The organism is Phenylobacterium soli (assembly GCF_003254475.1).
GTDB lineage: Bacteria > Pseudomonadota > Alphaproteobacteria > Caulobacterales > Caulobacteraceae > Phenylobacterium > Phenylobacterium soli.
Genome location: NZ_QFYQ01000001.1, coordinates 3,482,864 through 3,509,530 on the forward strand (window position 1 = coordinate 3,482,864; position 26,667 = coordinate 3,509,530).

Consider the following 26,667-nt stretch of genomic DNA (forward strand, 5'->3'; position numbering starts at 1 on the left):
TATGCAAGTGACATCCGCGACTGATGCCGCGGAGCCGGTCAGGCCTGCGCGAGGTCGCCGCGGAAGGGCGTGGCCAAGGGCCGGACGAGGACGCCCGGCGGCGCGGCGCAGACCACCGGAATGGTGTTGATCACAGCCCCGGCCACGGCGATCTGCTCGGCCGAGGTGGGGGTGGTATCGCCCTCCCGCTTCTCCAGGTCGACGGCGATGCGCACACCGGGCTGCCCGCGGATCCGCATCCGCCACAGCGGCGGCTCCGCCTCGTCGAGGTGGGCCGGCTCCATGTACCAGTGGATCGACATCGTGAGCTTGGGCTCATCCGCCACCAGGCCGTGCCAGCGCCAATTGAGGTGGCTCACGCCGCCGCGGCGAATAGCTCCGGCGGCGACGGACAGGTCTTCGGTGGCGCCGAACACCCGGTGGTCGGTCTCCACCCGCTCCAGCTTCAGGTGGAGGTGCTCGGCCATGGCCGCCAGCACCTCGGCGTACATGCCGTTCAGCGAGGACGCCGGGCCCCAGGCCGGGTCGTTCGGATCGACTTCGGTCGAATCGGACCCGAACCCGAGGACTTTGAAGATGTAGTCCGGATTGCGCACCGCCCGACAGTCGACGCTCTCGACCACCTCGATGTGGTCGAGCGCGGAGCAGACGCCGGTGGCGACCACCGCGAGCTGCTCGCCGGCGAAGCCGGGGTTCAGCCCGGCGGCCATCAGGCTCGAGCCCCCCGCGGCGCAGGCGGCCTCCAAGGCCTTCAGCCGCTCGCCCCCCCAATGGCCAGGATCGCTGTAGCCGTTGATGCTGATCACGTTCTTGCCGCTCGCCAGCAGCTTGAGAAGGTCGGCGTCGTGCGAGCCGTACGGCGGCGCCAGCCGCGCGCAGTGGATCACCACGTCCCCGTCCAGCGCCAGGATCTCGTCAACCTCCCGGGTGGCGATCACCCCCGTCGCCGGGCGTCGGGCGATGTCGCCGGCGTCGCGTCCCGCCTTGTCGTCGCCGTAGACGTAGAGCCCGACCAGCTCCATGGCCGGATGGTCGATCACCGCGCGCAGGCAGCTCTTCCCCATGGCGCCGGTGGCCCACTGGATCACGCGATAGGTCATGGCCCCTCCCCGAACGGGGACGAGCCTAGCCGACTTAGTATCGTTATGAAAGCGACTATCCGGGAGACCCGGCCCCCGGACGAGGGTCAGCCCGCGGGTTGCAGCGCCGGGGCGGGCGCTTCGATAACCTCGAAGGTGACGTCGTGCGGCTCCACCGGCTGGCTGCAGCAGGAGCAGGTGACCGCCGGCTCGAGGTCGTGGCCGTGGGACTTGTGGCGCAGCAGGAGGGGCGGCCCCTCCGGCGAGACGTAGTACTTGTCGCCCCATTGCAGCAGCATCAGCAGGACCGGGTAGTAGTCGATCCCCTTCTCCGTCAGCCGGTACTCGAAGCGCCGGCCGCCGACCTCGTGGGTGCGGATCACGCCCTGAGCAGTGAGCCAGGACAGCCGCTCGGAGAGGATGTTGGTGGCCATGGCCGTATCGCCGAGGATTTCGTCGAAACGGCGCAGACCGGTGAAGATCGAGCGCAGGACGAGGCTCGCCCAGCGGTCGCCCGTGATCTGGGCGACGTCCACCATCAGGCTTGAGGCCGCCTCGGCCGCGTGGCGCTGCTGGCGCCGGCGGCTGTAGCGGGCCGCCATCCAGCCAACGCCGGGCCCCTCGGTCCAGTCGACGTCGCGGGCGCCGATCTCGTCGCCGCACTTCAGGCACGTGGGTACGGGATCGAAGATGTGGCCGCAGGTGCGGTGGCGCAGCCGCAGTTGCAGCTTGCCTTCGGTGGTCGCCCACCGCCGCTCCCAGCGCAGCATCATCAGCGCCGGCCAGTAGAGGTCCCGCCCCTTCTGGGTCATGCGGTATTCGAAGCGCGGCGGGGCCTCGGAATAGAGCCGCTTCTCCATGACGCCGGCCGCGACCAGCCGCTTCAGCCGGTCGCTGAGCAGGGTCTGCAGCAGGCCGGTTCGGGTGCGGAACTCGTCGAACCGCCGCGCGCCGATCCAGCTCGCCTCGAGGATCAGCAGGACCGAGGTGTCGCCCACCACCTCCAGCGCCCGCCAGATCGAGCAGGTGCGGATGAACTTCGGGGCGGTCATGACGGCGAAGTTGTCCTCAGCGGCCCCGGATGACAAGGACCGCCGGGAAACTCGCCGACCGGGTGCTGCTATGCAAGTCGGATTCCGCCATCAGGCGGCGACCACCCCCGACAGCTCGCGCCGCAGCACCTTGCCGAGCGCATTGCGCGGCAGGGCGTCGACGATCCTCAGGCGCTCCGGCAGCTTGAAGGTGGCGATGTCGTGCGCCTTCAGGTGCGCGTTGAGCTCCTCCAGGGTGAGGCTCTCGCCGGGCCTCAGGGCCACCACCGCGCAGACCCGCTCGCCCAGCCGCTCGTCGGGATAGGCGGCGCAGCTCGCCTCCCGCACCTTGGGATGGCCCTCGATCAGCACGTCGAGCTCGGCCGGCGAGATGTTGAGCCCGCCGCGGATGATGATCTCCTTGCAGCGGCCGACGAAGCGGTAGTAGCGGCCGCCGCCGTCGGGGGCGATCTCGAACAGGTCGCCGGTGCGGAAGTAGCCGTCGTCGTCGAAGGCCTGGGCGGTGATCTCCGGCGCCTTCCAGTAGCCGTCGAAGGTCATGGCTCCGGCGATGCGCAGCTCGCCTTCCCGGCCGGGCTCGGTGATCTCCTCGCCGCTGTCCACGTCCACCAGCCGGGTGCGGATCTTGGCGGGGAACGCGGCGGGCCAATTCACGCCCTGCGCCCCGAAGCGTGGGAAGTAGCGGGCGCGCAGCTCCGGGTCCGGGATCGCCTCCCCGGTGGAGAACAGCGAGGTCCCTTCGTTCGAGCCGAAGACGTTCATCACCGTGACGCCGTGGCGCTCCTGCCAGCCCTTCACCATCCAGGGCGACAGCGGCGCCGAGCCGGAGCCGAGGCAGCGCAGCTTGGACAGATCCGTCCCATCGAGCAGCGCCTCGTTCTGCAGCAGCATGTTCAGAACCGCCGGCGGGGCGACGGTGTAGGCGACGCCTTCGTCCTGCATCTGCCCAAGGAAGATCGGCAGGTCGAACGGGTGGTGCTGGACGAGCCGGCCCTGCGCCAGCAGCCAGGTCATCACCATGCCGCCGATCGCGGCGATGTTGATCAGCGGGAAGGGGTTGAGGATGGTGTCGCCCACCTGAAGACCCGCCGCCTCGACCAGGGCCTCGCCATTGACCACCCAGTGATCGTGGTGACGCGGCACGCCCTTGGGCATGGCCTCGGTGCCGGAGGTCCAGCAGATCGTCAGCGCCTCCGCGGCGTCGAGGTCGGCGGGCGTGTCGAACGGCGCCGCCGGCGCTTCGGCCATCAGGACGTCCAGGGCCATGGCGCCGGCTGGCGGCGCGGCGCCGAGGCTGACGATCTCGGCCGCGGTCACGCCTTCGGCTTTCAGCTCGACCAGCATGGCGGCGTGATCGCAGCCGTGGAACTCGCCCACGGTGATGTAGGCCTTGGGCTCGACGCTCGGCAGGATCTGGCGGAGCTCGTGGCCGCGATAGGCCATGGCCACGGGACTGAGGATCGCCCCCATGCGCGCGCAGGCGAGGAAGGCGACGACGCCCTCCACCAGGTTGGGCAGTTGAGTCGCCACAACGTCCCCGCGCCCGACGCCGAGTCCGGCCAGCACGTGGCAGAGCGCGTCGACCCGGCGGTCGAGTTCGGCATAGGTCAGCCTCTGCGGCGGCGTGCCGGCCAAGGCTTGGCGATTGGGCGCGTCGACCAGGGCCTCGGCGTCGGCGCGGACCGCGACCGCGGCTCGGAACAGCGCATCGATGGTCTGGCCCCGCCACCAGCCCCGACGGCGATATTCCGCCACGCGTTCAGGTGGGCTTGGACGCACTTCAGATCCCTCCGCTCGACGTTCGCCGGCCGCCACATCGTGGCTGGCCCCGCCGCTGCGAGAGGTGTCACAGTGCGTATTGTAATGCAAGTGACTAGCCGGCGCGCCGCGACGGCAGGGCCCCGGCCCGGTCGGTGGTCCGATCGGCGGCCCGACCGAGGGACCTGCGCGACGCGCCGCCAATGCCCGCGCCGAACATTTTGCAGAACCGCCGATTTGATCTGCTTGGGTCGGCGGTGTTTCGCCGACGGCCTGAGGCCCGCAGCGTGTCGCCGGCCTCCTTCTTGGCAGGGAGATCGCCATGGAGCCGCTGAGCAGAGCCGCCGCCCCCAATGGGCCGGGTCAACTCGGCCCGTCGTCCATGGGCATGGAGCGACGTCTCGCCCCTGGCGACGCCTTCGGCGAGCGCCTCGATGAGCTGGACATGCCGCCCGGCGAGACGGGCTGGGACCGCTTCCACCCCGGACCCCGCTTCGAGATCGACACGGAGGGCCAGGTCCGCGCCGCCAACGCCGCGGGCCAACTCCTGATCGCCAACCGCTCGATCGGCCTGAGCGGCGGGCGCCTGCGGTTCGGCGCCGCGAGCAGCAATCGTCGCCTGGAACGGGCGATCGCCCTGTCTCGCCAGCATCCGCGCCAGAAGCTCATCCTTCGCCGCATGGATGGGGCCTGGCGCTCGGCCGAGCTGCACAGCTCCCCCCACCTGCCGACCCTGCTGCTGCTGTTCGCCACCGACGAGGACCTGCAGCCGCAAGCCTTCGCGGCCCTGGCCGACGCCTTCGAGCTGACCCGCGGCGAGGCGCGGGTGCTGCAGGCGCTCTGCACCGGCTCCTGCCCGAAGGAGATCGCCCAGCAGCTCGACGTTTCGGAACACACCGTCCGCTCGCACCTGCGGGCTATCTACGCAAAGTTGAACGTCCGCGGCCTGGCCAACGCCATCCGCCTCGCGACGCAGCTCGTCTCCTGAGCAGTCCTGCCGGGCCAAGGGCCCCGCTTGATCGGCGCCTTTCCTCAATCGGAGGTAGGCGTTCAGGTCGACAAACCGCCTATTCTGCCATTTCTCCTAATTTCGGTATGACGCCCTAGAGGCGAATTCCTGGACGCAAAGCGACGCCTCGCAGGCTTTTTTTCGATATACTGGTATGCAACCCACGCGATTGCACATCCAAATCATTTAGCAATATTCCGAAGTCGACGGTAAGCCTGCACCCCAATATTGGTGAGAAACGGAACCCCAAGCTTCACCTTACATTTTCGCCTCAGCTTTACCCAACTTGGGTAACGCCGACGTTGACCTTGAGGGAAAGCCGCCAAACATCACGGTCGGCGTCCTCACTTTCGGGGTTGATTGCGGCGAGGTCTAGACAGTGCCGATCCGCGATTAGGTGAGACCTGACACAGGGCGAGCTGATGTACGCAGGAGACGATCGACGCCAAACGCCCGCGATGGGCTCTTCTTGCGGCCATGGCGACGCCACGCCGGGTTGTCCGGTTCGCCGCCCAGTCGCGCCGGCGCGCGCTGAATGACGCCGCGCCGATGAACATGATGCGCACCCATATCGCCATGGACCCGCTGCCGCAGCAGAGCCGCCTCGTGCGCAAATTGAGCAACTTCATCCCCTTCTCCGGAGCGGACATCGAAGTGCTGAATTCGCTGTGCGATCACACCGAGACCTACCGCCCCGACAGCGACGTGGTGATCGAGGGCGAGACGCCGCGATCGGCCTTCGTGGTCACCGAGGGGCTGGCCTGCGCCTACCGCAACATGCAGGACGGCCGCCGGCAGATCATCGCCTTCCTGCTGCCCGGCGACATCTCGGACGTCCACGTGTTCCTGACCAAATCGATGGACCACTCGATCGCGGCGCTGACGCGGCTGAAGCTCGCCACCATCCCGCGCGACAAGATGGTGGACACCTTCTTCCAGCATCCGCGGATCGCCGCCGCCCTCTGGTGGAATTCACTCCAGGACAAGGCGATCCTGCGCGAGCGCATCGTTGCGCTCGGCCGACGTCGGGCCCGCGGGCGCGTCGCCTATCTGCTCTGCGAACTGTGGTGGCGCCATCACTCCGTCGGCCTGACCCAGGGCCAGACCCTGACCCTGCCGATCACTCAGCTCGAGCTGGCCGACTCCATCGGCCTCACGCCCGCGCACGTGAACCGCATTCTGATGAGCCTGCGCGACAGCGGGATCATCAACCTGTCACATCGACTGCTGACCGTGCTTGATCTCGACGCGCTTCAGGAAGTGGGCGAGTTCAACAGCGACTACCTCCATCTGGAAGGCGCCTCGTCGGAGACGGCCAAGTACTTCGACCGGATAGAACAAGCGATCCATCCCGACTGACGTCGGCCGCCCGACAACCGGGCGCCGCGGCGCGAATGGTCATGCTTGCGAAATTGCCACAACCAAAACTGACGGCTTCGGCGCGGATTACTATACCAGTATAATGAGCCGTTGTGGTTAAGCCGCAAAACTTGCCCCATCTGGAAGCCCGCGGAACTCGTCCCGCAGGCTCCTTGGCTGGGGAGAAACGACAATGGTGCGCGTCAAGCGAAACCATGCGGCAGGCCTGGACGAGGCATCCGCCAACCTGGTGATCGAAAGCCTCGGGTGCGCGGTTCTCGTGCTGGATTCCCAGGGCCGCGTCGCCCGGGCGAACGCAGCGTTTCGGGCGATGACCAGCCAGGCTCCGGCCGCGCTCGCCGGCCTTGCGATGGACCGCCTGGGCCGGCTGTTCGAAGGCGACGCCGACCTTTCCGGCCTGCTCGCCGAGGTCAAGGCGAAGGGCCAGTCCGAAACCTGGCTGCAGCTCGCCGCCCCGGGTCGGGCGCGCAGCCGGACCTTGCACTGCACCGCCCGGCGGATCAGCGGCGGCCGCAGGGAAGCCTATCTGCTGGTGTTCGAGGACGCCGGCGCGGCGGACCCGCTCGAGCCGCACCGCGACGCCGAACTCGGTCATCGGGTGAAGAACTCGCTGCAGATCATCGCCGCGTTCGTCGCGGCAGAGCAGCGCCGCGTCGGCGGCCCGAGCCGAGCCTCCTATGCGGCGATCGGCTCGCGCATCGTCGCCGTCAGCACCCTCTATGACCTTCTTTCCCGCAGCGGGAACTGCGCGACTCTCGAAGGCGACCGCCTCCTCGATGGCCTGGCCGAGGCGTTGCGCCGGGCCCTGCTCGGCGAGACGTCCTGCATCGCGATCTCGGTGGAGGCCGAACCCGTCTGGCTGGCGCCCGAGCAGGTCGAGGCGGTGGGGCTGATGGTCAATGAACTGGCCACCAACGCCATCAAGCATGCCTTCCCCGAAGGGTGCGGACAGATCCGGCTCGGCCTGCGCCGCGAAGGTCCGGACATCGTGCTGGAGGTCTCGGACAATGGCCGCGGCATCCCGGCCGAAGCCCGCAGTGGGCTTGGGTCACGCTATGTCGTCGCCTTCGCCCGGCAGCTGCGCGGGGATCTGAGCCGACAGACCGGACCGGGCGGCACCCGTCACGAGATCCGCTTTCCGCTCGCCGGCGCGCCGATCCCCCTGGGACCGTCGCGCGGCCTCGAGCTCACCGCCTGACGGGCGCCGCCGGCGTTCGCATCGGGCCCACCCGACCAACCTATGTGAAAATTTATATAACAGTATAACGCACGCCTCCCGACGGGTCCTTACGGTCCGTGACTGGGAACCGGAGAATTCAAATGGGGCTGACCGGAGAAACCGGCAAGCAAGCCGGCCAACAGAACTGTGCTGGGGCTCAGTCTGAGCAGGGCCCGCCTCTTGAAAAGACCCTAAGTGTGACATTGCTGGAGAATCTGCACGTCTTCACCCCGAAGCTAAGGGCCTACGCGGCTCTGCTTCTCGGGTCGATCGACGAGGCGGATGACCTGGTGCAGGACACGCTCCTGCGAGCCTGGCGGTATCGGCACACCTTCCAGCCGAACACGAACCTCAAAGCGTGGCTCTTCAGGATCCTGCGCAACGAGTTCCTGACGCGCGCCGGGCGACCGCGGCCCGTCCAGGACTACGACGGCGAGCTGGCCGCCACCCTGGTGGCGCCGGGCGATCCGGAGCTGCGGCTGCAGTGCGACCAGACGCTGCGCGCCCTGCAGACGCTGACGCCGAAATCCCGGGATGCGCTGGTGCTCGTCGCCGCCGGGAACAGCTACGAGGAACTCGCTGAGATCTGGGGCTGCGCGGTCGGCACGGTGAAGAGCCGCATCGCCCGCGCCCGGCAGAGCCTGCTGGACGCGCTCGATGATCACGACGATCCCCGCCCGGCGAGGATGGAGCGTCATCTGGAGCGGCACGCATGACCCTGCCGCCCGCTGGGACGAAGGTCGCGGCGACGGACACCTCCCACGAGGCGAAGGCCGCCCGCTACCGCGACCTTGCCGCCGCCGCCCTGGCCTTGGCGGAGGTGGCCGATCTGGACTCGGTGCAGGCCAGGCAACGAGCCTGCGCCGAGCGCTGGCTGGCCCTCGCGAGCAGTGAGGAACGGCTCGGCCGCAAGCCCCCTCGGACGGGGCGCGAGGGCGCGTCCGCCGAGGTCGGGCCCGCCGCGCTTGGCGACCTGGATTGAGCGAAAGAAAACGATCCTCAAGGGGCGAACAGCAGCGCCCCTCGCCCGATTAAGGACAGGCTGGGGCTAAGCTGTTCGTCTGGCCCGGACGCTCTGAGATGGTCGACCTGAACCGGTCGGGCGCTTCATGTTCTTTCGAGCCTGGATCACGGCCGAACAAGACAAGGTCCTCGCCGCGCAGATCGGCCGGGCCATCGTCCAGAGCAGCCACATCCAGGGCCTGTTCGCCTGCCGCCGCGACGGCCGGGTGATCTTCTGCAACGAGGCCGCCGCGGACTATCTGGCGCGGCCTCGCGGCCAGGTCATCCGCCGACCGATCCAGGACGTGCTGGCCGAGCTGCCCGATCGACGCTCCGCGCGGATGCTGGCCGCGGCGCTGGATCAGGGGCGCGAGCGTGAGTTCGTCATGCCGCGCCCCGGGGCTGCCGGCTGCTTCCTGCGGGTGCGCGTGCTGCCGGTGGGAAGGGGATCCCTGGCCTTCTTCCTTCGCGATGCGACCCAGGAAGCGCAGGCGACGCTGGGGTTGAGGCGCAAGGAGCACAGGCTCCGTCTCGCCAACGAGAGTCTTCGGCTGGCCCATCGGGCCGCCCGCGCCGCGAGCTGGGAATGGCGGGCGGGAGAAGCGCTGCGCTGGTTGGACCTCGCTGCGGCGCGCGCCCTGATCGGCCTGCCCCGTCAATGGACCGAGCACGAGAAGCTGCGCGACTGGATCAACTTCGTGGATCCGGAGGATATCGACACCGTCAACGCCGGCCTCGCACGCCTCGCCACCGAAGACGAGAGCGTTTACGAATTCCGGGTGATCGGGGCGGACGGGCGTCGCCACTGGGTGGAGAGCCACGCGACCGCCAGCGACCGCGACGCCAGCGGCGTCCCCAGGCGACTGACCGGCGTCACCAGCGACATCACCAGCCGCAAGGCCGCAGAGGCGGCGCTGCGCCACGAGACCGCCGAGCTCAACCAGGCGAAGACGCACCTGCAGCTCGTCGTCGGCGAGCTCAATCACCGCGTGAAGAACATGCTGGCGGTGGTCCAGTCGCTCGCGCGCCAAAGCTTCGGCAACGCGCGCAGCGCCGAGCTGGAGAATTTCGAGGATCGCCTCATGGCGCTGGCCTGGACCCACGACATCCTCGTGGACCAGCGCTGGGCCGGCGCCACTCTGGACCGGCTCATCGACGGCACGCTCGCGCCGCACCGACGCAAGGGCGCCGACCGCATCACGGCGGACGGGCCGCACGTGGTTCTGGACCCGAAACTGGCCATCGCCTTTTCCCTGGCGCTGCACGAGCTGGCCACCAATGCGGTGAAGTACGGCGCCCTGCGGGGCGCTCACGGCACCGTCAGCATCCATTGGGAGGTCGAGGATCGGCATGGCGAGGAGTGGCTGGTGCTCGAGTGGCGCGAACGGGGCGGGCCGCCGGTCTCGCCTCCCAAGCGGCGCGGCTTCGGCTCCCGCCTGATCGAGCGCGGCGTCACCGGAGAGATCGGCGGCAAGGCGCACCTGGACTTCGACCCGGCGGGCCTGTCCTGTTGCATCTCCGCGCCCCTCTATGCGCCCGATCCGGAGCGAGAGCCGCTTTCGCACGAGAGCGTGCGGCGCAAGATCGAAGGGCTTGCCCGGCCCACGGAGGAGCCGCGCCCCAACATCTAGCATCTCGCCAAACCTGATCACCATGATTGGGGGTCGTCGCCGGAAGCGGCCGTTTCGCCGGAACATTCGCCGCGAGGGCCGATCTTAGAAGTGCGCCGAGATTGCCCTCCCCCCAAGAGAGCATCGAGCCCCCAGCACGGCGCCCCGAGCCCTCGGCCGCGCGGCCGGGGGCTTGGGTTACTGGCCTCAGGTCAGCGCATCCAGATGCAGATAGTCGCTCTCGAACCCGCAGTACCGGGCGAGCTGCGCCGGCTGCGGCAGCGTCAACTCATCGCTGCGCCAGACGACCAGCTTCGCCGCCCGCAGCCGCTGGAGCATGCGGTTGGCGTGGACCAGGGACAGGCCCGTCGCATCGGCGAGGTCCAGCTGGGTGATCGGCAGGGGGTATCGTCCGCGATCGGAGAGCCCGACAGCCTGCAGCCGCGCGCAGATCTCGCACAGCAGATGGGCGATCCGCTGGTCGGCCGGGCGCGCCGCGATGTTCACCAGCCATTCGCGGGCGACGCTTTCTTCCACGAGGGCGGACCAGGACAGGGCCCGGGCGATGGCCGGGAAGCGCCGTGCGAGATCCCAGAGCGCCTCCCGTGGAATGAAGGCGACCCGGCAGGTGGTGAGCGTCCCGATGCTGTGATCCATGGCCGCGCCGACATCGGGGTGGGCGTCGCATAGGTCGCCCGGCAGGAGGAAGTCGAGGATGGGCCGCCGGCCGCTGGCCGCCAGGATCTTGTAGCGGCAGGCGAAGCCTTCGAGGACGACGTGCACGCAGTCCGGAAAGTCGCGCTCGGCGACGATCAGTTGGTCCGGTTCCAGGACGCGCTGGTCGGCCGCCGCCTCGGACAGGGCGACCTCGGCGAGCCGGGGCAGCTTCCCGGCGTTGGCGAACTTCCGCACGAGCCGTTCGGTCATGCGCCCCACTATGACGGCGCGCCCCCGGGCGCACACCGCCAAGACTGATGAGCGCGGCGTCTCCGTCCCCCGGGAAGCGCCCTAATAGAGCCCGGGCAGCAGGCGGAAGCGGACCTGTTGAGCGTAGCGCCGATAGTCCGGGTCCGTGAGCAGGAACCGTTCCTCGCGCCGGATCCGCTCGAACTGCGCGGCGACGCCGACCGCCATCAGGGCCAGGTTGAATCCGGTGGGGTTCATCAGCGCGAAGACGGCGGTGAGGATCAGGTACCCCAGGTACATGGGATGACGGACGAAGGCGTACACGCCGCCGGTCTGGACGCCGCGATTGGCCGGGGCGATCCCGAAGCTCAGGTTGAGGCTGAACTTGGCGGCGATGTTGAGCAGCGCGGCGGCGGCCACGAGGCCGCCGGCGACGGCGGGCGCGAGCAAGGACTCCCCGCCGGGCCGCATGAAGAGCGTGCACAGGGTGCCGAGCGCCGCGATGATCCAGTCCGCCGGCGAGCGACTGACGGCCCGGGCTGGCCGGCGCACGAGGATGAAGAGCACCGTCAAGCCGTCGGTCGCCACGACCAGCAGGTTCAGCGGACGGTGGGCGCCCGCGTTGGCCGCATAGAAGAGGGCGAAGGCGGCGAGCACTCCGATGCGTTCGATCGCGTCGAGCAGGGCCGCGGAGGCCGGCGCGGCGGAACGGCGGCGGCTGAGTTCACCCGGCCGCCCCGGACGCGTCGCCCGGCGAACGCGCACCAAGACCGGATCGCTCATGGCTGCGACCCCGCCGGCACCGCGCCCGCGCCGGCGCGGGCGCTGCGAAGCAGGGCGTCGAAGATCTGCAGGAAGTCTCCGCCGGACCGGCCGCGCGCCTCGAGGGGCCCAGCGGCGCGCCGCTCGGCGGCGGCGAGCTCGACGGCGAAGTAGCGCCGTAGCGTGGGCAGGCTGACGCCGACCCGTCCGGCGATGAGGGTGCGGCTGCACCCGTCGGCGCTGAGTGCAGCGACGAGCGCACGCTGATCTGCCGTCGGCGAGAACGGCGGCCGGCCGCGGCGGCCCGTCAGGGCGCGTCCACGCGGGCTGGGCGTCCCGTCGGTGCGCGGAAGCGGAACCGGGCGCGGCCACGAGGTCACCCGCACCTCGGTCCCGCACCAGGTGCGGAACCAGCCGTAGGGACGCTCGCAGGGCGGCTCGAGTTCGAGGCGACAAAGGCCCGCGGCGCGCAGCAGGCCGAGGGCGGCCTCGAACCGGGCGGCGAGCCGATCGCAGCGGCCGCCGTTGTCATAGCGGCTCCACTCGCCCGTGGCGGCCAGGATGTCGCGGACGCGCAGCACCTCGCTCTCTGGACTGTGGGCGAGCGCCACGGCCAGCTTCTTGGCGAGCGCGTCGGCTCCCCGGTTCTTCCGATGGTCGAAGCGCAGGACGGCGGCGCCGAGCTCCACGCAATCGGGCGCCGCGAGTTCGGCCACGAGGGCTCCGCCGGGCCGGACCATGAAGTCGGTGCGCGCAACGTTGCGCGGCGCGAAGGCGAGCAGCGGCTCCCCGTCGCCGGCGAGCCGGCGAACCAGGCCGTCCAGGCCGATGAGCTGGGCGTTGACCCGCCGCTCGAAGGCCCGTCGTTCGTTGCCCCACCGGCGGTAGCCCTTGCGCATGAGCACCGTGCGCGCGCTCACCGGCGCGCCGCAAGGCGACCGATGAAGCAGGTCGAGGATGACCAGCAACGCATCGAGCATCAGCACCGGCGACAATTCCGTCGCGTCGTCCAATCCGTCCGCCTCGTCGGCGGAGGTCAGCGCGCGCAGCAAGGACCGGCAGGCCGGGCCGCGCGCGAGACGTAGCGCGTCCTCGGGCGCAGGCCATGCGAAGGGTTCCGGACGGGCCGGAGGGTTCGATGCGGGGGGTGGTTCGGCTACTGGCATACGATCTTCCTCTCGGCGGCCACAAATCGGCCCCCGCGCCGGAAGGTTCGGTTCGACGAGACTATTTATTTTCGCCGCGCACCCACTTTCCCATAGCTCGGCTTTTGTAGTCGTCGGCCTGCTCTCGGCAGGTCTCGCATGCGCAAGAGCAGACTATGTCCCCTCACCTCATGCATTCGACTTCCGGAGCTATTCGATCGGGCGTCGCCGCCTGCGCAGCCTACTGTGTTCGCCTGTGGCGAAACCGCACCGGCAACGTCGCTCCCCTGTTCGCTCTGATGCTTGTGCCGCTCGTCGCGGCGCTCGGCATGGCGGGGGAAGGCTCCAGCTGGTTCATGCTGCAGCGGTCCGCGCAGAACGTCGCCGACCAGGCCGCGCTCGCAGCCGCGGTCAACGCCTGTGCGCCGGGCGCGAGCTGCGCCACCGGCGGCACGACCTATGTGTCGGAGGCCAGGGCCGTGGCCGCCCGCTACACCTTCGTCAACGGCGCGAACGACACGACGGTCGCGGCGAGCACCGCCACGGCGCCGGCGCCCTGCACCAGCTCCGACGTCTGCTACGTGGTGACCATCCAACGCAAGGTGCCGGTGTACCTGCTCAAGGTCCTGGGTTTCACCGGCACCACGACCACCGCGGGCGGGCTCGATGCCCAGAACATCTATGCGACGGCCTGGGCCAAACGCACCAACTCGACGAGCGAGTTCTGCATCACCACCCTCAGCAGCTCGGGCAATTCGTTCCGAGTGAACGGCGGCGCCCAGCTCAACCTGACGGGCTGCTCGATCTTCGCCCCGAACGGCGGCACGAGCTGCAACGGCCAGACCGGCAGCACGATCAGCTACACCTATGTGGGCTCCACCGGCGGAAGCAACGACAACTGCGGGACGGAGGTGGCCAACACCCTGCCGCTCCTCGACCCCTACGCCGGGCTCGCCTCGGCCAACCTCCCCTCGACCCTTGTTCAAAACTGCGGAGGCGTGTTCCCGAAGGACGGCAACAAGGTGACATTGCCCGCCAGCAATCAGCTCGGCGGCACGATGAGCTTCTCTGGCGGATCGGCGCTGTGCGGCGACGTGAAGCTCGTGTCCGACGTGACGGTCACCGGCGACAGCACCCTGATCATCGAGAACGGCCACCTCGATCTCAACGGCCACACGATGCGCACCGCCACCAACGCGAGCCTGACGCTGGTGTTCTCCGGCACCACGGCCAACGGCTATGATCACTTCCCCAAGGGCGCCCAGGGCAGCGTGCTGGACTTCGCCGCCCCCACCTCCGGCCCCTGGTCGGGCGTCGCGATCTATCAGGATCCGGTGCTGACCTCGGGCGTCGATTTCACGGTGTCCGGATCGACGCCGCAATTCGACATCAGCGGCCTGATCTACGCGCCGAAGGCGACGATCACCCTGTCGGGCGCGATCAACCACGCGACCGCCGGCCTCGCCTGCCTGGCGTTCTTCGTCTACCAGGTGCAGATCAACGGCACCGCGGCGATCTTCGCCACGCCGACCATCGACTGCCCGCGCGCCGGGCTCGATCCGGGCTCGGTCTCGACGCTCCAGCAGGTGGTGCTGGTCCAATGACCGACGCCCGCTCCCTCCGCGGCTTCCTGTTCGGCTCGCGCGGCGCGGCCGCGGCCGAGTTCGCCCTGATCGTCTCGATCCTGGTCGTGCCGCTGCTCAACGTCATCGACCTGGCGGTCTACAGCTTCCGCAAGGTCCAGGTGGAACTGGCGGCGGAAGCGGGCGCGCAGGCGGTGCGCAGCTACTGCACGCCCTTGCAGTCCCCGGTCACGGCCAATTGTCCGGGCGTCCTGGGCCAGATCACCTCCGCCGTGCAGAGCACCTCGCTCGGCGCCTCGGTGAGCCTGCAGACCCCGAGCCCCGTGGAGGGCTACTACTGCGTCGACGGCAACAACAACCTGCAGCTCGTCGGCACGCTGGGCCAGATCGGCTCGCCGCCGGTCAAGCCGAACACCTTCAACTGCTCGGCCTATGGCAGCAGCGCGGCGCCGGGCGACTATGTCCAGGTCGCGGTCACCTACGCCTACACGCCGGTGTTCTCGAGCGTGAGCGTGGCGACTCTGCTGCCGACGCCGGTGGTCCGCACCGCCTGGTATCGAGTGGGCTGAGCCATGAACCGGTTGCGTCGCTCCCTCGTCCGCTTCGCATGCTCCACCAAGGGCGCCAGCCTCGTGGAGTTCGCCCTGGTGTTTCCGGTGTTCATCGTCCTGACGCTCGCGACGATCAATCTCGGCATGCTGCTGTATGGCGTGAACGATCTGCATTACGCGGCGCAGCGGACGGCCCGCTGCATCGCGGTCGGCGGCGGAAGCGGAACCGCGGTGACCAACTGCCTGGACCAGGCGCCGACCCTCTACTTCGGCCCCAGCATGGGCGCGAGCTTCACCCACAGCACCGCAGGCTGCGGCAACACGGTGACCGGCTCCGGCGCGTTCACAGTGATCACCGGGCTGGTCAATCCGTCCGTTTCGATATCGGCCTCGGGCTGCTATCCGCTGCAGTAGACTTGCGACAAATCCGTCGCCATTCCCAACATCAGATAAATATCTCCGTACCGGCGTTACTCTATAACCGGCGAGTAATTCGCCGTGCGTCGACCGCCATGACGATTTTGTTCCGAATTTGACATATGCGTTGATGCTCTTTTACTTCCGTTTACAATAGCGCTTTCCGTTGGTCCTCTTCTGATCAGGACGGCCTCTCGTGCCGGTCCGACCCAACGGCGACGTCATTTGGGCGCGCCAGCACACTGAGGAGACGGAAAATGTCGAAGTTCATGACCTTCGTTCGGGACGAGTCCGGCGCGGCGGCTGCCGAGTACGCCCTCATCCTGGCCATTATCGGCGTCGGCATCGTGACCGCGCTCGGCGGACTGCAGACCGCGATCAGCGGCGCGATCGATACCGCCAGCACGGCCATTTCCGGCTGACGACGGGCGCGGTCCTGGCGAGCTGGGAGAGCGTCCGTCGCTTTCTTGGCTCGCCGGGCAGCACAAAATCCGCGCTCGACCAATTCTATCCCACGTAACCGGCGCTGTAGGCGCCAACCTCACTGGGGACGGGTCAAATGCCTATCCGGTCAATGGCGTCCTTCGCCGTCGCGATCTTCCTGGGCCTGATCGCCCTCCTCCTGGTGAGGAACTTCCTCGTCTCGCACGCCGCCGCCGAGGCGGGCCCGACCCAGTCCACGGTTCCCGTGGTCGTGGCCGCGGCCCCGATCGCCCGCGGCGCGACCCTCAACGCCAGCATGCTCAAGGTCGTGCGCTATCCGCGCGAGAGCGTGCCCCAAGGCGCCTTCTCGACGCCTGCCGCGCTCGCTCCGGGCGGCGCCGGCGCCTCGCGCAGCGCCCTGCGCGACATCGGCCTCGACGAGCCCGTCGTGGCCTCCAAGGTTTCGGTCCCCGGCGTGCACGCCACGCTCGCCAGCGCCTTGCAGCCCGGCATGCGCGCCGTGAGCGTCAAGTCCAGCGACGTCTCGGGCGTCGGCGGCTTCGTCCTGCCCGGCGATCGCGTCGACGTGCTCGTCACGCGCCAGACCGGCACGGGCATGAGCGCGAGCTCGATCGTCCAGGTTCTGGCCGACAACGTGCTGGTGCTCGGCGTCGACCAGTCCAGCGACGCGAACAAGCCGGTGGTCGCCAAGGCCGTCACCCTGCAGGTCAGCCCCGAAGAGGCGCAGGCGATCTCGCTCGCCCAGGCGGTCGGCTCGGTGACGCTGGCGCTGCGCGAAACGAGCGATGGCCTCCCCCTTTCCCGTCGCACCATGACCGTGGCCGACCTGGCGCCCGGCGATCACCACGCCCGTCCGGCGCGGCCGCGGGTCCGGATCGCGCACGCCGCTCGGCCCGCCGGCAACGACGTCCGCGTCACCCGCGGCCTCGAGGTCGCGACCTACACCACCTTCGATTGACGCGACCGCGGGCGCGGCCTGCCGCCGCGACCGCTCGCTCCAACCCGCCAGCAAAGGGAACGCCCCATGGCTGCTTCGATGCTTTCTGGTCTGCGTATGAGTAGCGGGCTCGTTGTGCTCGGCGCCCTCATCGCAGCCACTCCGCCGTCGGGCGCTCGCGCCCAGACGGTCGACGGCTCCGCGGTGTCGGCCGCTCAGGCGCCGGTTTCGGAACTGATCGTGCCGGCGGGCAAGTCCCGCGTCCTGCAGATCCCCGAGACCTACACCGACGTGATGGTCGCCGACCCGAAGATCGCCGACGTGCTGCCGCTCAATGCGCACTCGGTCTATGTGGTGGGCAAGACGGCCGGCTCGACGGCGCTCAGCCTCTACGGCCCCGGCAAACGCCTGATCTCGGCCACGAACGTGGTCGTCTCGGCCGACGTCGACGGCCTGAAGGCGCGCCTCGCCGACCTGCTGCCGCGCGAGCGGGACATCAGCGTGCGGCCGGCCAACCAGTCGCTGGTGCTGTCCGGCGTGGTCAGCAGCCCCGCCGCCCTCAGCCAGGCGCTCGCCCTCGCCGAGACCTACGCGCCCACCAAAGTCGTCAACATGCTGGGGGTCGAAGGCACCCAGCAGGTGATGCTCTCCGTGCGCTTCGTCGAGATGCAGCGCAGCGTCGCCAAGAACCTGCGCCTGAACGTCAACCGGTCGCTGTCCGGCGGCAACCCGCAGGTCTCGGTGTTCACCGGCGACACCCTGGTGCGCAACGGCGGCGCGCTGATCGACAGCTTCGGGTCGGTGTCCCTGCTGTTCAACCACAACCTCGAGATCCTCCTCGATGCGCTGGAGGACAAGGGCGTGGTGCGCACCCTCGCCGAGCCGAACCTGATGGCCATGTCGGGCGACACCGCCAACTTCCTGGCGGGCGGCGAATTCCCGATCCCGGTGGCGCAGAACAACGCCGCCGGCTCGACGCCCACGATCACCATCGAGTTCAAGCAATTCGGCGTCGGCCTGGCCTTCACCCCGACGATCCTGCGCGACGGGATGATCAACATCTCCGTCGACCCCGAGGTGTCGAGCATTGACCCGACGGTGTCTGTGGACCTCGGCCTGATCAAGGTGCCCGGCATCAAGGTGCGGCGGGCCCACACCACCGTCGAGCTGCGCGAAGGCGAGTCCTTCACGATCGCCGGCCTGCTGAAGGACGATTACCGCAGCGAGATCCGACAGTACCCCTTCATCGGCGACGTTCCGGTGCTCGGCGCGCTGTTCCGCTCGAACGGCTTCACCCACGACCAGACCGAGCTGGTGATCGTCGTCACCCCGCACCTGGTCACCGCCCGGCGCGCCGTCGCGGCCCTGCCGAGCGACCGCTTCACCCCGCCCTCCGACCTCGAGCGCTTCCTGTTCGGCTGGCAGGAGGGCGTCGGCCGCAACCTGAAACCCGAGGACCGCGCGCTGCTGTCGGCGGATCCCAGCAAAGGAGGGGTCGATGGCCCGCACGGTCATGTCCTTTACTAGCTCTCGCATGCGCGCGACCGCGCTCGCGGGCCTCGCCCTGTGCGCCGCAGGCCTCAGCGCCTGCACCACGCCAAGGACGACGCTGTCGGAGGATTTCGGGCGCGCCCTGCACGAGGACCTGCTGGCGCAGATCGCCGATCCCGACGCCACGCCCGTCGGGCCGCCGCCGCCTTCCGACGGGGCCCGCGCGGCCCTCGCCCAGGAGCGCTACCGGACGGGCAAGGTCATCAAGCCGACGCCGGCCACCGCATCGAAGATCGGGGTGGTCGCCGCCCCCACAGCAGGGCCCACGCCGTGAGCCTGGCCGCAAGCGGAGATCCTGGAGGGTTTCACATGGGGGCCATTTCCCTGAAGCGATGGAGTCCGGCGCCGGCGCAGAGCGCCGGCGAGCGGGCGCGGGTCGGCCTGTCGAGCGAACTGGGGCTGCGCCCCGACCAGCTCCACGCCCTGGCCGCGCAATTCCCCGACGCTGACCTGCAGGTCATCGAGGCCCATGGGGTCGCGCCCCAGCTCGACGTCTTGGTCACTCGCTCGCGGCCGGGCGCCGAGCCCCTGGCGACATCGGGCCGCTGCGGCGAGTCCTGTCGCGTCGTGATGGTGCTCGAAGCCCCGAACCTCAAGCTCAGCCGCATGCTGCTCTCCAGCGGCGTGGCCGACGTGCTGCACGAGCCGCTGAATGACGTCGATCTGGCGCTGTCTCTGGAGCGCGCGCTTGCGAGCCGGCCGGAGCGGGCGGCCCCGACGTCGCGGAGCGGCGAGGTCGTCGCCCTTCTCAAGGCCGGGGGTGGAGTCGGCGCCACCTCGCTGGGCGTCCAGGCCCTGACCGTGCTCAGCGCGGGCGGGCTGAAGGTCTGCTACGCCGACCTCGACCTTCAGTGGGGCGCCGCGGCCCTCTACCTCGACCTGCCGGACGCCCTGAACGTCGCCGATTGCCTCGCCGCCGGCGACTCGCTCGGCGAGACCGCCTTCATCGAGCGCCTGGCGACGCACCGCTGCGGCGCCCGCGTCCTGGCGGCGCCGAACGAGGTGGCGCCCCTCGAGATGCTCGACCCGCGCCGTGCCGAGGCCATCGTCACGGCCTTGCGCCACCAGATGGACCTGGTGCTGATCGACCTGCCCGCCGACTGGACCGCGTGGACCGATCACCTGCTGCACATGGCCGACCGCGTGGTGCTGGTCACCCGGCTGACGGTCGGCAACGTCCAGCTGACCAAGCGCCAGCTGCGGATGCTGAGCAACCAGCACCTGGACGGCACGCCGCTGACGCTGGTGTGCAATGCGGTCACCTCCGAGCAGCAGCAGGCGCTGCCGATCAAGGCCGCCGAGCGGGCGCTCGGCCGCGCCTTCGACCTGGTGATCCCGGACGAGGGGCGCGCGATGCGCGAGGCGCTCAATCAGGGCGTCGAACTCAGCGCCACTCCGCGCGGGGGCAAGCTCTTGAAGTCGGTGAACAGCCTGGCCGGGGCGATGCGTCCCGCAGCCACCGCCGGCGTGGCGACGAGGTGAGGCGATGCTGTGGAAATCGACTGAACAGACAGGAACCGCCGAGCCCCGCTTCGGGACCGTGATCTCGACCGGGCAGGCGGAGGATTTCATCGCCCTGAAGGTCAAGATCCACCAGCGGCTCGTGGAGATCCTCAACCTCTCGGCGCTCGACAAGACCCCGCGCGAGACGCTCCGCGCCGAGATCCGCGGGGCCGTCGCGTCCCTCCTCGACGAGGAGAAGCGGCTGTTGTCGCCGGCCCAGACCGATCAGCTCGTCGAGGATGTGCTCGATGAACTCCTGGGACTCGGGCCGCTGGAGCCCCTCCTCAAGGACGACACGGTCAACGACATCCTGATCAACACCCACACCACCGTGTACGTCGAGCGCAACGGCCGACTGCAGCTCACTGACACCGCCTTCCAGGACACGCGCCACCTGGTGCGCATCATCAACAAGATCGTCTCGGCCGTCGGGCGGCGGATCGACGAATCCCAGCCCATGGTCGACGCGCGCCTAGCCGACGGCTCGCGCGTCAACGCCATCATCCCGCCGCTGGCGGTGGACGGCCCGCTGGTCTCGATCCGCAAGTTCGCCGCCATGCCCATCCACATGGGCCGACTGGTGGAGCTCGGCTCCCTCGACGAGGACATGGCCAAGCTGCTGGCGGCGGTGGTCGCCGGCCGGCGCAACGTGGTGATCTCCGGCGGTACCGGCGCGGGCAAGACGACGCTGCTCAACGCCCTCTCGGCCTACATCCCCGACGAAGAGCGGATCATCACGATCGAAGACTCCGCGGAGCTGCAGCTTCAGCAGAGCCACGTGGGGCGGCTGGAGACCCGGCCGCCGAACATCGAGGGCAAGGGCGAGATCCCGCAGCGCGAGCTGGTGCGCAACGCCCTGCGGATGCGGCCCGACCGCATCGTCGTCGGCGAGGTCCGTGGCGGCGAGGCCTTCGACATGCTGCAGGCGATGAACTCCGGTCACGAAGGCTCGATGACGACCGTCCACGCCAACACCCCCCGCGACGCCATCTCGCGTCTCGAACAGATGATCGGCATGGCCGGGCTCGAGCTCTCGCCCCGCGCCGTTCGCCAGCAGATCGCCTCGGCCATCCACATCGTCATCCAGGCCGAGCGGATGGAAGACGGCGCCCGCCGTGTGGTCTCGATCTCCGAGATCGTCGGCATGGAAGGCGACATCATCACCATGCAGGAGATCTACCAGTTCAAACGCCTCGGCCGCACCGAGGGCGGCCAGGTGCGCGGCGTCTACCAGGCGACAGGGCTGCGGCCCCGGTTCGCGCCGGTCCTGGCCGCGCGCGGCATCGACCTGCCCGCCTCCCTGTTCGCCAACCAGGCCTTCGGGTGATGCGATGACCCAGTTCCTCCTGCCCGCGGCGCTGCTGTTCGCGTTCCTGAGCGTCGTCCTCCTCGTCCAGACCAGCGCCGGCCTGCTGTTCGTGCGGCGGGACCAGGCCGCCCGGCTCAATCGGCGACTGACCATGCTGGGCGCCGGCTTCTCGCGTCGGGAGATCTACCAGCGCTTCACTCGCCCGGGCGCCGGCTCCGGCTGGGCCCCTGCCCTGCTCCGCGTGCTCGAGCTGGACTTCAGCCGCACCCTGCGGCGCGCGGGCGTGACCACGCCGACCAGCCAGCTGGTGGCGGGCGCGCTGGCGGCCATCGCCGGGCTGTGGCTGCTCAGCCTCTCGTTCTGGATCAACACCGGCGGTCTCGGCGTGGCGGTCAACGCCGTGATCTCGCTGCTGGCCTGCGTGGCGATCACGGGGCTGGCGGGCTGGCTCTGGCTGCGTCGGCTGCAGCGCATCCGGCTGAAGAAGATCGAGGTGCAGCTGCCGATCGCCCTGGACGTGATGACCCGCGCGCTACGCGCCGGCCACCCGGTCATCTCGGCCATCCAGCTGGCGGCCGAAGAGATGGGCGACCCGCTCGGCTCGGAGTTCGGCATCGTGGTGGACGAGACCACCTACGGCTCGGACCTTCAGGAAGCGCTGGCCAACTTCGCCGAGCGTTCCGGCTCGCCCGACATCTACTTCCTGGCCGTGAGCATCGCCGTGCAGACCGAGACCGGCGGCAACCTGGCCGAGATCCTGGAAGGCCTGGCGGGCGTGATCCGCAGCCGCACCAGCCTCACCCAGAAGGTGCGCGCGCTGTCCAGCGAAGGCCGCGCCTCGGCCCTGTTCCTGACGGTGCTTCCGGCGCTGGTGATCGGCGCCCAGCTGGCGATCCACCCGCACGTCTACACCGAGAAGTTCAGCGACCCGATCTTCTGGCCCGCGGTGGGCTTCACCGCCGCTCTCTATTTCGTCGGATGGCTCGTGATCCGGCGGATCATCAACTTCAAATACTAGGGGCGCGTGATGGAGACCTGGTACGACATACTCCTCGAACTCGCGATCTTCAGCGCCGTCACCTTCCTGTCCTACGCGACCTTGCGCGAGCTGCGCCGCCAGACGGTCCTTCGCCAGCGGCTGGGAGCGGCCGATGCGCCGCGCGCCGCCACCTCGCTCCTTCGCCACAGCGGCGTTTCCGGCAGCTTCCTGCGCTGGGTCCAATCGGCGACCTCGATCAACAAGCCCGAGGAGCGCGAGCGCCTGGCCGCCGAGCTCAGCAAGGCCGGCTTCGACCACCCGTCCGCCCCGGTCTGGTACGTGGTCGCCCGTTACGGGCTGGCGCTCGCCCTGCCGCTGCTGCTGATCCTCACGCGGCAATTGATCGGGCGGCCGGCCAGCGGCCTTCCCGCCTTCACCCTCCCCCTGGCCCTCTGCATGATCGGCCTCCTGCTGCCGCGGACCTTCGTTCGCCAACGGATCAGCAGCCGGCGCTCGACGCTGGAGCAGCAGTTCCCCGACGCGCTGGACCTGATGGTCATCTGCATGGACGCCGGCCTGAGCCTCGAGGCGGCAATCCTGCGCATCAACCGCGAGATGCGGCGCTCCCATCCGGAGATCGCCAAGGAGTTCGCGCGCGTGTCCGAGGAGCTCGCCGCCGGCCGCAGCCGCGCCGACACCCTGCGGGCGATGTCCGAGCGCCTGGATATCCCGGCGATCCGCGGCTTCGTCTCCCTGCTGGTGCAGAGCCAGACCCTCGGGGCCAGCGTCGCCCAGGGGCTGAAGACCTACGCCAACGAGATGCGCGGCGCCCGCGCCATGCGCGCCGAGGAGAAGGCGATGCGCGTGCCGGTGCTGATCAGCATTCCGCTGGTCATCTGCTTCCTGCCCGTCATCGTCGAAGCCCTGCTGCTGCCCTCCGCGATCGACATGATCCGCCGCGTGGCTCCGGCCCTGAAGGGGATCCACCCATGAGCAGCGTCGAGATCGCCATGCGGGCCGGACTGGGCCTCGCCGTTGCGAGCGTCGCCGCCGCCGGCTGCGCCACCGCACCCCACGCCAAGTGGGCGTCCATGAAGCCGGTGCAGGTCGGCGCGTCCTCGGCCACGGAGACCGACGGCTACTATGCTGACGCCGTGGCCGCGATCGACAGGCGCGACTATGGCCGCGCCCTCGACCTGCTGCAGCTGGCCGGCCGGGAACGCCGCGACGTGCGGGTGCTGAACGCCTTCGCCGTCGTCTACGACAAGCTCGGACGCTTCGACCTGAGCGCCCGCTACTATGAGCAGGCCCTCGCCCTGGAGCCCGCCTCGCCCCTGGTGCGGGCCAACCTCGCCTATTCGCAGGAGCTCCAGGGCCATTGGAGCGCGCCGCTCCAGGTGGCCGGGACGGCCTCGAAGACCGCAGCGCCGGGGCCGCAACCGTCGCCCGCGGCGTCGGCCCCGGTCGCCGTCCCGTCCCCGGTCGCGGTCGCCACGTCGGCGGCGTGGTCGCCGATGACGGCCCAGGTCGCGGCGCTTCCCGCGCCGGACCCCGGGTCCACGCCGAGGCCGCTGCGCGCCGATCGCTCCGAGCTGCCGGCGTCGTTGATCCGCGTCGGAACCCTGGTCGCGCCGCCCCCCGCTCCCCCCGCCCCCGAGCCGGCGGCGAATGCAGCGCCGCGTCAGCCGCCGCAGCCCCCCTCGGCCGCGCCTCCCCCGGTCCGCATCGCCTCCGGCGTCGGGCTGATCGACGCGGCCGGGCTCGGCGCTCCGGCTCAGCGCGTTCGCCGCCACCTGAGTGCGCTGAAATGGAGCGCCGGGCCGGTGGTCACCCGCGTCGGCCCCGCCGTCGCGCGCACGGTCATCCGCTATCCGGAAGCCCGCGCGCGCCTGGCCCGCGCCCTGGCTCGCAGTCTTCCGGGGCCGGTGACGCTGAGCGCCTGCCTGGGCCGCTGCGACACGCTTCTGATCGTGCTCGGCGCCGACGCCCGCCTCTGGCGGACATCGACGAGCGCTCCTCCTTCCACCCTGCGGCGAGGCTGACCCATGGCGACGTCCCCCCTTCCCTTGCACGGGCTCGCGGCCCTCGTGATCTTCGCTGCGACCTGCGCGCCGATGACCCCGGCGCACGCCGCCTCGTTCTGGAAGCGCAGTGCGCCCGCCGCGGCGCCGGCGCCGGAGCAGGACCTGGAGCCGATCGAGCGCGCCCTCGAGGAGGGGCGTCTCGTGGACGCCGGGCAGTTGATCGACCAGCAGGCGCTCGCCGGCGGGGCGACGCCGCGGCTGAAGCTGATGGTCGGGGAGCTGGGTCTGGCTCGCGGCGAATACGCCGCCGCCATCGACGCCTTCCGGTCGGCCGCCGGCGAGGCGGACCTCGGCGCCAAGGCTCGCCAGGGCCAGGCGCTGGCCCTGGCGCACATGGGCCGCGTCGACGAGGCCCTGCCGCTCCTGAAGAAGGTCGTGGCCGAGCAGCCGAGCGCCTGGCGCGCGTGGAGCGCCCTCGGGGCCATGTACGATCGCTCCAGCGCCTGGGCCGACGCCGAGGCCGCCTACCAGCACGCCATCGAGGCGGCGCCCGGCGCGGCCGCGCCCTACAACAACCGGGGCTATTCCTATCTCCTGCAGGGGCGTCTGGACGCGGCCGCGTCCGACTTCGTGGCGGCCCTGCAACGCAAGCCCGACCTCGCCGAGGCGCGGGCCAACCTGCGCCTGACGCTGGCCCTGCGCGGGGACTACGACCGGGCCACCGACGGCGTGGGCGCCGCCGATCGGGCCGCCCTGCTGAACAACGCCGGTCTGGCCGCAGGCGCGCGCGGCGACTTCGGCAAGGCCGAGGCCCTGCTGCAGCAGGCCATGGCCACGAAGGGCGAATTCTATCCGCGCGCGTCGGAGAACCTGACGCTCGTGCGCGAGCTGCAGAGCCGCGTGAAGGTCGCAACGCATGACGCCCATTGATCCACCCGCGGTTCTGATCGGCAGCCTGCTGACGGCTGTGCTCGCCTGGGCGGCGATCACCGACATCCGCGACCGCCGGATCCCCAATCGCGCGGTGTTGGCGGTGCTGTTGCTGTTCGTGGCGTGGGCCGCCGTGGGGCGGGCCGCGCTCGGCTCGTCGTTGGCGGCCGGCGCCATCGCCCTGGTCGCAGGTTTCCTGCTGGTGCAATTCGCCCTGATGGGGGCTGGCGACGCCAAGCTGTTCGCGGCGCTGGCGCTGTTCGCCGGGATGACCGGCCTCCCCGGCCTCGCCTTCGCCACGGCGATGGCGGGCGGCGTCCTCGCGGTGGCGACGCTCGCATCGCGGCCGACGCGGACGCTGACCGTGCTGCAGATGCGCGGCGCCGGCGATCTTGGACGGGGGATTCCCTACGGTGTCGCCATCGCGGCGGGCGCCTGCGTCATGTTGTGGGGAGGCTTGCTGGGGATTTCGCCGCACGTGTGAAGCGCGGCTCTTGGGGTTGGAGTGAATGCCTAGGAGGACCGTTCAGTGTCCAAAGCTCCAAACGTCCAGCCCCGTCTCCCGTCTCGGCCGTGGCGGTTGGGCCGGCGCTCTGCCGCCACCGCCCGCCACAATGATGACGTGCAGGGTCGGATATTTTCTCGGCACAAGGGATTATCTGCCGGTCGCTCCGTGATAAAAGGGCGGCCCGCAGGTTCACGACGGAGGTTATCCGGATGTCGAAAGGGCGCAGCGACCGCCGTCAGCCTGCCGAGCGCCTGGCGGGCGAAACCCGCAGCTTCGCGCCGCGATCCACCGCCTCCGGGGAAACGGCCGTGACGCGCCTCGACCCGCGCGATCCGACGGAGGCCGAGGCCATGGCCCGCATCCGCGCTGCCCTGGCGGATCCCGAGCTCACGATGGAAGCGCTGAAGCTGGTCAGCGAAGCTCTCGACGTGCTGCAGGCCGGCCTGCCCCGCAAGCCCGGCGGCCGCCGGTCCGGCTCGGCGTCGGGGGATCAGGACACCGGCGAGCGGGGCGCGTGACGACGCGGCCAGGCGCCGGCGGTCGCCATCTCCGCTCAGCGCGGCAGGCCCGCCGGTCACCCGGCCCGGACGTCACCAGGACGCCCTGAGGTCACCAGGATTCTGAAGAGGTAAGGAAGGCGGCGCTGACCTGGTGGTCGCCGAGCTGGCTGAGCGCGCGCCGCGTCATGTCGCGCCGACACTTGAGCGTGGTCACGTCGAGGGCCACGCTGGTGTGGGCCGCGCGGCTTCCAGAGCCGGTCGCGGGAGCCGGCGTGCGGCAGAACACCGTCGCCGCATCGCTGATCCGCTGCGCCGCGAGCGCCGCGCCTGCGAGGGTGTCGAGCCTCAGGGTTCGGAGATCGACCCGCATCAGGTGCTGTTCGGCCCGTGCGGGAAAGCCCGCGAGGAGCATAGCCCCGGCGAGCGAGATCGAGAGGACAAGCTTCATGGCCAGATCCTCAGGAAGATGGACCGGACGGCGGTGCGGCCGCCGCCCAGGTCATTCTCTG

Annotated in this window: 28 protein-coding genes; 21 read left to right on the top strand and 7 right to left on the bottom strand. The window is 69.9% G+C overall.

The features are described from left to right. Positions 1-38 precede the first annotated feature (38 nt). The 3 genes from DJ017_RS17145 to DJ017_RS17155 all read right to left on the bottom strand — a co-directional run bounded on the left by DJ017_RS17145 (position 39) and on the right by DJ017_RS17155 (position 3,886). Entirely contained in the window at positions 39-1,100 is a 1,062-nt protein-coding gene (locus DJ017_RS17145) for an NAD(P)H-dependent amine dehydrogenase family protein (protein WP_111529862.1), read from the bottom strand. A gap of 86 nt (positions 1,101-1,186) precedes the next feature. Further along, positions 1,187-2,131: a winged helix-turn-helix transcriptional regulator gene (locus DJ017_RS17150; protein WP_111529863.1), complete on the bottom strand. Its 945-nt coding sequence runs from the start codon at positions 2,129-2,131 to the stop codon at positions 1,187-1,189. Positions 2,132-2,221: 90 nt separating this feature from the next. Beyond that, positions 2,222-3,886 (bottom strand): class I adenylate-forming enzyme family protein, encoded by a 1,665-nt coding sequence (locus tag DJ017_RS17155; protein WP_227000183.1) that lies wholly within the window; start codon positions 3,884-3,886, stop codon positions 2,222-2,224. Positions 3,887-4,211: 325 nt separating this feature from the next. Here DJ017_RS17155 and DJ017_RS17160 point away from each other — a divergent pair, with 325 nt between their 5' ends. From DJ017_RS17160 to DJ017_RS17185, 6 genes are all read left to right on the top strand, one after another. Then, positions 4,212-4,877, top strand: a complete 666-nt coding sequence (locus DJ017_RS17160; RefSeq protein WP_111529865.1) for a helix-turn-helix transcriptional regulator — start codon at positions 4,212-4,214, stop codon at positions 4,875-4,877. 498 nt (positions 4,878-5,375) lie between these two features. Further along, a complete protein-coding gene (locus DJ017_RS17165) occupies positions 5,376-6,257 on the top strand; it encodes a Crp/Fnr family transcriptional regulator (protein ID WP_111529866.1) in 882 nt (293 codons plus the stop codon). 193 nt (positions 6,258-6,450) lie between these two features. Continuing rightward, positions 6,451-7,476, top strand: coding sequence for a sensor histidine kinase (locus tag DJ017_RS17170; RefSeq protein WP_111529867.1), 1,026 nt, complete (start codon positions 6,451-6,453; stop codon positions 7,474-7,476). A gap of 122 nt (positions 7,477-7,598) precedes the next feature. Further along, entirely contained in the window at positions 7,599-8,213 is a 615-nt protein-coding gene (locus tag DJ017_RS17175; RefSeq protein WP_111529868.1) for a sigma-70 family RNA polymerase sigma factor, read from the top strand. Further along, positions 8,210-8,479, top strand: a complete 270-nt coding sequence (locus tag DJ017_RS17180) for a hypothetical protein (protein ID WP_111529869.1) — start codon at positions 8,210-8,212, stop codon at positions 8,477-8,479. The genes DJ017_RS17175 and DJ017_RS17180 overlap by 4 nt, the downstream gene beginning before the upstream one ends. A 127-nt stretch (positions 8,480-8,606) precedes the next feature. Then, positions 8,607-10,130, top strand: a complete 1,524-nt coding sequence (locus DJ017_RS17185; protein ID WP_111529870.1) for a sensor histidine kinase — start codon at positions 8,607-8,609, stop codon at positions 10,128-10,130. 186 nt (positions 10,131-10,316) lie between these two features. Here the strand turns inward: DJ017_RS17185 and DJ017_RS17190 are convergent, their stop codons facing one another. The 3 genes from DJ017_RS17190 to DJ017_RS17200 form a co-directional block, all read right to left on the bottom strand. Next, positions 10,317-11,036: a Crp/Fnr family transcriptional regulator gene (locus DJ017_RS17190; RefSeq protein WP_111529871.1), complete on the bottom strand. Its 720-nt coding sequence runs from the start codon at positions 11,034-11,036 to the stop codon at positions 10,317-10,319. 81 nt (positions 11,037-11,117) lie between these two features. Then, entirely contained in the window at positions 11,118-11,798 is a 681-nt protein-coding gene (locus DJ017_RS17195; RefSeq protein WP_111529872.1) for a methyltransferase family protein, read from the bottom strand. Continuing rightward, entirely contained in the window at positions 11,795-12,829 is a 1,035-nt protein-coding gene (locus DJ017_RS17200) for a helix-turn-helix domain-containing protein (RefSeq protein ID WP_111529873.1), read from the bottom strand. The genes DJ017_RS17195 and DJ017_RS17200 overlap by 4 nt, the downstream gene beginning before the upstream one ends. A gap of 284 nt (positions 12,830-13,113) precedes the next feature. Between DJ017_RS17200 and DJ017_RS17205 the strand changes: the two genes are divergently transcribed. The 15 genes from DJ017_RS17205 to DJ017_RS17275 all read left to right on the top strand — a co-directional run bounded on the left by DJ017_RS17205 (position 13,114) and on the right by DJ017_RS17275 (position 26,176). After that, the gene (locus tag DJ017_RS17205) at positions 13,114-14,526 is read left to right on the top strand and encodes a TadE/TadG family type IV pilus assembly protein (protein ID WP_227000184.1); all 1,413 of its coding nucleotides are present in this window, start codon (positions 13,114-13,116) and stop codon (positions 14,524-14,526) included. Then, the gene (locus tag DJ017_RS17210; protein ID WP_111529875.1) at positions 14,523-15,074 is read left to right on the top strand and encodes a TadE/TadG family type IV pilus assembly protein; all 552 of its coding nucleotides are present in this window, start codon (positions 14,523-14,525) and stop codon (positions 15,072-15,074) included. The genes DJ017_RS17205 and DJ017_RS17210 overlap by 4 nt, the downstream gene beginning before the upstream one ends. Positions 15,075-15,077: 3 nt before the next feature. Beyond that, the gene (locus DJ017_RS17215) at positions 15,078-15,470 is read left to right on the top strand and encodes a TadE/TadG family type IV pilus assembly protein (RefSeq protein WP_111529876.1); all 393 of its coding nucleotides are present in this window, start codon (positions 15,078-15,080) and stop codon (positions 15,468-15,470) included. Positions 15,471-15,730: 260 nt separating this feature from the next. Further along, a complete protein-coding gene (locus tag DJ017_RS17220; protein ID WP_227000185.1) occupies positions 15,731-15,895 on the top strand; it encodes a Flp family type IVb pilin in 165 nt (54 codons plus the stop codon). Positions 15,896-16,047: 152 nt separating this feature from the next. Further along, positions 16,048-16,875, top strand: a complete 828-nt coding sequence (cpaB, locus tag DJ017_RS17225) for a Flp pilus assembly protein CpaB (RefSeq protein WP_165830673.1) — start codon at positions 16,048-16,050, stop codon at positions 16,873-16,875. Between the two features lie 96 nt (positions 16,876-16,971). Beyond that, the gene (locus DJ017_RS17230) at positions 16,972-18,381 is read left to right on the top strand and encodes a type II and III secretion system protein family protein (protein ID WP_165830674.1); all 1,410 of its coding nucleotides are present in this window, start codon (positions 16,972-16,974) and stop codon (positions 18,379-18,381) included. 7 nt (positions 18,382-18,388) lie between these two features. Further along, positions 18,389-18,679, top strand: a complete 291-nt coding sequence (locus DJ017_RS17235; RefSeq protein WP_111529879.1) for a hypothetical protein — start codon at positions 18,389-18,391, stop codon at positions 18,677-18,679. Positions 18,680-18,714: 35 nt separating this feature from the next. Further along, entirely contained in the window at positions 18,715-19,887 is a 1,173-nt protein-coding gene (locus tag DJ017_RS17240) for an AAA family ATPase (protein WP_111529880.1), read from the top strand. A 4-nt stretch (positions 19,888-19,891) separates the two neighbouring features. Next, entirely contained in the window at positions 19,892-21,235 is a 1,344-nt protein-coding gene (locus DJ017_RS17245; protein ID WP_111529881.1) for a CpaF family protein, read from the top strand. Between the two features lie 4 nt (positions 21,236-21,239). After that, positions 21,240-22,235: a type II secretion system F family protein gene (locus DJ017_RS17250; protein ID WP_111529882.1), complete on the top strand. Its 996-nt coding sequence runs from the start codon at positions 21,240-21,242 to the stop codon at positions 22,233-22,235. Between the two features lie 9 nt (positions 22,236-22,244). Further along, complete coding sequence (locus tag DJ017_RS17255; protein ID WP_111529883.1) at positions 22,245-23,189, top strand: type II secretion system F family protein; 945 nt, start codon at positions 22,245-22,247, stop codon at positions 23,187-23,189. Further along, positions 23,186-24,238 (top strand): tetratricopeptide repeat protein, encoded by a 1,053-nt coding sequence (locus DJ017_RS17260; protein ID WP_111529884.1) that lies wholly within the window; start codon positions 23,186-23,188, stop codon positions 24,236-24,238. Before DJ017_RS17255 ends, DJ017_RS17260 begins: the two co-directional genes overlap by 4 nt. A gap of 3 nt (positions 24,239-24,241) precedes the next feature. Then, positions 24,242-25,150 (top strand): tetratricopeptide repeat protein, encoded by a 909-nt coding sequence (locus DJ017_RS17265; protein WP_133255479.1) that lies wholly within the window; start codon positions 24,242-24,244, stop codon positions 25,148-25,150. Then, complete coding sequence (locus DJ017_RS17270) at positions 25,137-25,634, top strand: A24 family peptidase (RefSeq protein WP_111529886.1); 498 nt, start codon at positions 25,137-25,139, stop codon at positions 25,632-25,634. The genes DJ017_RS17265 and DJ017_RS17270 overlap by 14 nt, the downstream gene beginning before the upstream one ends. Positions 25,635-25,867: 233 nt before the next feature. Further along, positions 25,868-26,176, top strand: a complete 309-nt coding sequence (locus DJ017_RS17275) for a hypothetical protein (RefSeq protein ID WP_111529887.1) — start codon at positions 25,868-25,870, stop codon at positions 26,174-26,176. A 91-nt stretch (positions 26,177-26,267) separates the two neighbouring features. Here the strand turns inward: DJ017_RS17275 and DJ017_RS17280 are convergent, their stop codons facing one another. Then, complete coding sequence (locus DJ017_RS17280) at positions 26,268-26,606, bottom strand: UrcA family protein (RefSeq protein ID WP_111529888.1); 339 nt, start codon at positions 26,604-26,606, stop codon at positions 26,268-26,270. Between the last annotated feature and the right edge of the window lie 61 nt (positions 26,607-26,667).

Excerpts from the sequence above, each read along its gene's own strand:
- DJ017_RS17255 (WP_111529883.1), top strand. The coding sequence starts at position 22,245 with ATGGAGACCTGGTACGACATACTCCTCGAACTCGCGATCTTCAGCGCC.
- DJ017_RS17265 (WP_133255479.1), top strand. The coding sequence starts at position 24,242 with ATGGCGACGTCCCCCCTTCCCTTGCACGGGCTCGCGGCCCTCGTGATC.
- DJ017_RS17150 (WP_111529863.1), bottom strand. The coding sequence starts at position 2,131 with ATGACCGCCCCGAAGTTCATCCGCACCTGCTCGATCTGGCGGGCGCTG.
- DJ017_RS17210 (WP_111529875.1), top strand. The coding sequence starts at position 14,523 with ATGACCGACGCCCGCTCCCTCCGCGGCTTCCTGTTCGGCTCGCGCGGC.
- DJ017_RS17260 (WP_111529884.1), top strand. The coding sequence starts at position 23,186 with ATGAGCAGCGTCGAGATCGCCATGCGGGCCGGACTGGGCCTCGCCGTT.
- DJ017_RS17165 (WP_111529866.1), top strand. The coding sequence starts at position 5,376 with ATGGCGACGCCACGCCGGGTTGTCCGGTTCGCCGCCCAGTCGCGCCGG.
- DJ017_RS17270 (WP_111529886.1), top strand. The coding sequence starts at position 25,137 with ATGACGCCCATTGATCCACCCGCGGTTCTGATCGGCAGCCTGCTGACG.
- DJ017_RS17280 (WP_111529888.1), bottom strand. The coding sequence starts at position 26,606 with ATGAAGCTTGTCCTCTCGATCTCGCTCGCCGGGGCTATGCTCCTCGCG.
- DJ017_RS17145 (WP_111529862.1), bottom strand. The coding sequence starts at position 1,100 with ATGACCTATCGCGTGATCCAGTGGGCCACCGGCGCCATGGGGAAGAGC.
- DJ017_RS17240 (WP_111529880.1), top strand. The coding sequence starts at position 18,715 with ATGGGGGCCATTTCCCTGAAGCGATGGAGTCCGGCGCCGGCGCAGAGC.
- DJ017_RS17250 (WP_111529882.1), top strand. The coding sequence starts at position 21,240 with ATGACCCAGTTCCTCCTGCCCGCGGCGCTGCTGTTCGCGTTCCTGAGC.
- DJ017_RS17160 (WP_111529865.1), top strand. The coding sequence starts at position 4,212 with ATGGAGCCGCTGAGCAGAGCCGCCGCCCCCAATGGGCCGGGTCAACTC.
- DJ017_RS17195 (WP_111529872.1), bottom strand. The coding sequence starts at position 11,798 with ATGAGCGATCCGGTCTTGGTGCGCGTTCGCCGGGCGACGCGTCCGGGG.
- DJ017_RS17170 (WP_111529867.1), top strand. The coding sequence starts at position 6,451 with ATGGTGCGCGTCAAGCGAAACCATGCGGCAGGCCTGGACGAGGCATCC.
- DJ017_RS17190 (WP_111529871.1), bottom strand. The coding sequence starts at position 11,036 with ATGACCGAACGGCTCGTGCGGAAGTTCGCCAACGCCGGGAAGCTGCCC.
- DJ017_RS17215 (WP_111529876.1), top strand. The coding sequence starts at position 15,078 with ATGAACCGGTTGCGTCGCTCCCTCGTCCGCTTCGCATGCTCCACCAAG.
- DJ017_RS17185 (WP_111529870.1), top strand. The coding sequence starts at position 8,607 with ATGTTCTTTCGAGCCTGGATCACGGCCGAACAAGACAAGGTCCTCGCC.
- cpaB (WP_165830673.1), top strand. The coding sequence starts at position 16,048 with ATGGCGTCCTTCGCCGTCGCGATCTTCCTGGGCCTGATCGCCCTCCTC.
- DJ017_RS17175 (WP_111529868.1), top strand. The coding sequence starts at position 7,599 with ATGGGGCTGACCGGAGAAACCGGCAAGCAAGCCGGCCAACAGAACTGT.
- DJ017_RS17230 (WP_165830674.1), top strand. The coding sequence starts at position 16,972 with ATGAGTAGCGGGCTCGTTGTGCTCGGCGCCCTCATCGCAGCCACTCCG.
- DJ017_RS17235 (WP_111529879.1), top strand. The coding sequence starts at position 18,389 with ATGCGCGCGACCGCGCTCGCGGGCCTCGCCCTGTGCGCCGCAGGCCTC.
- DJ017_RS17180 (WP_111529869.1), top strand. The coding sequence starts at position 8,210 with ATGACCCTGCCGCCCGCTGGGACGAAGGTCGCGGCGACGGACACCTCC.
- DJ017_RS17245 (WP_111529881.1), top strand. The coding sequence starts at position 19,892 with ATGCTGTGGAAATCGACTGAACAGACAGGAACCGCCGAGCCCCGCTTC.
- DJ017_RS17275 (WP_111529887.1), top strand. The coding sequence starts at position 25,868 with ATGTCGAAAGGGCGCAGCGACCGCCGTCAGCCTGCCGAGCGCCTGGCG.
- DJ017_RS17220 (WP_227000185.1), top strand. The coding sequence starts at position 15,731 with ATGTCGAAGTTCATGACCTTCGTTCGGGACGAGTCCGGCGCGGCGGCT.
- DJ017_RS17205 (WP_227000184.1), top strand. The coding sequence starts at position 13,114 with ATGCATTCGACTTCCGGAGCTATTCGATCGGGCGTCGCCGCCTGCGCA.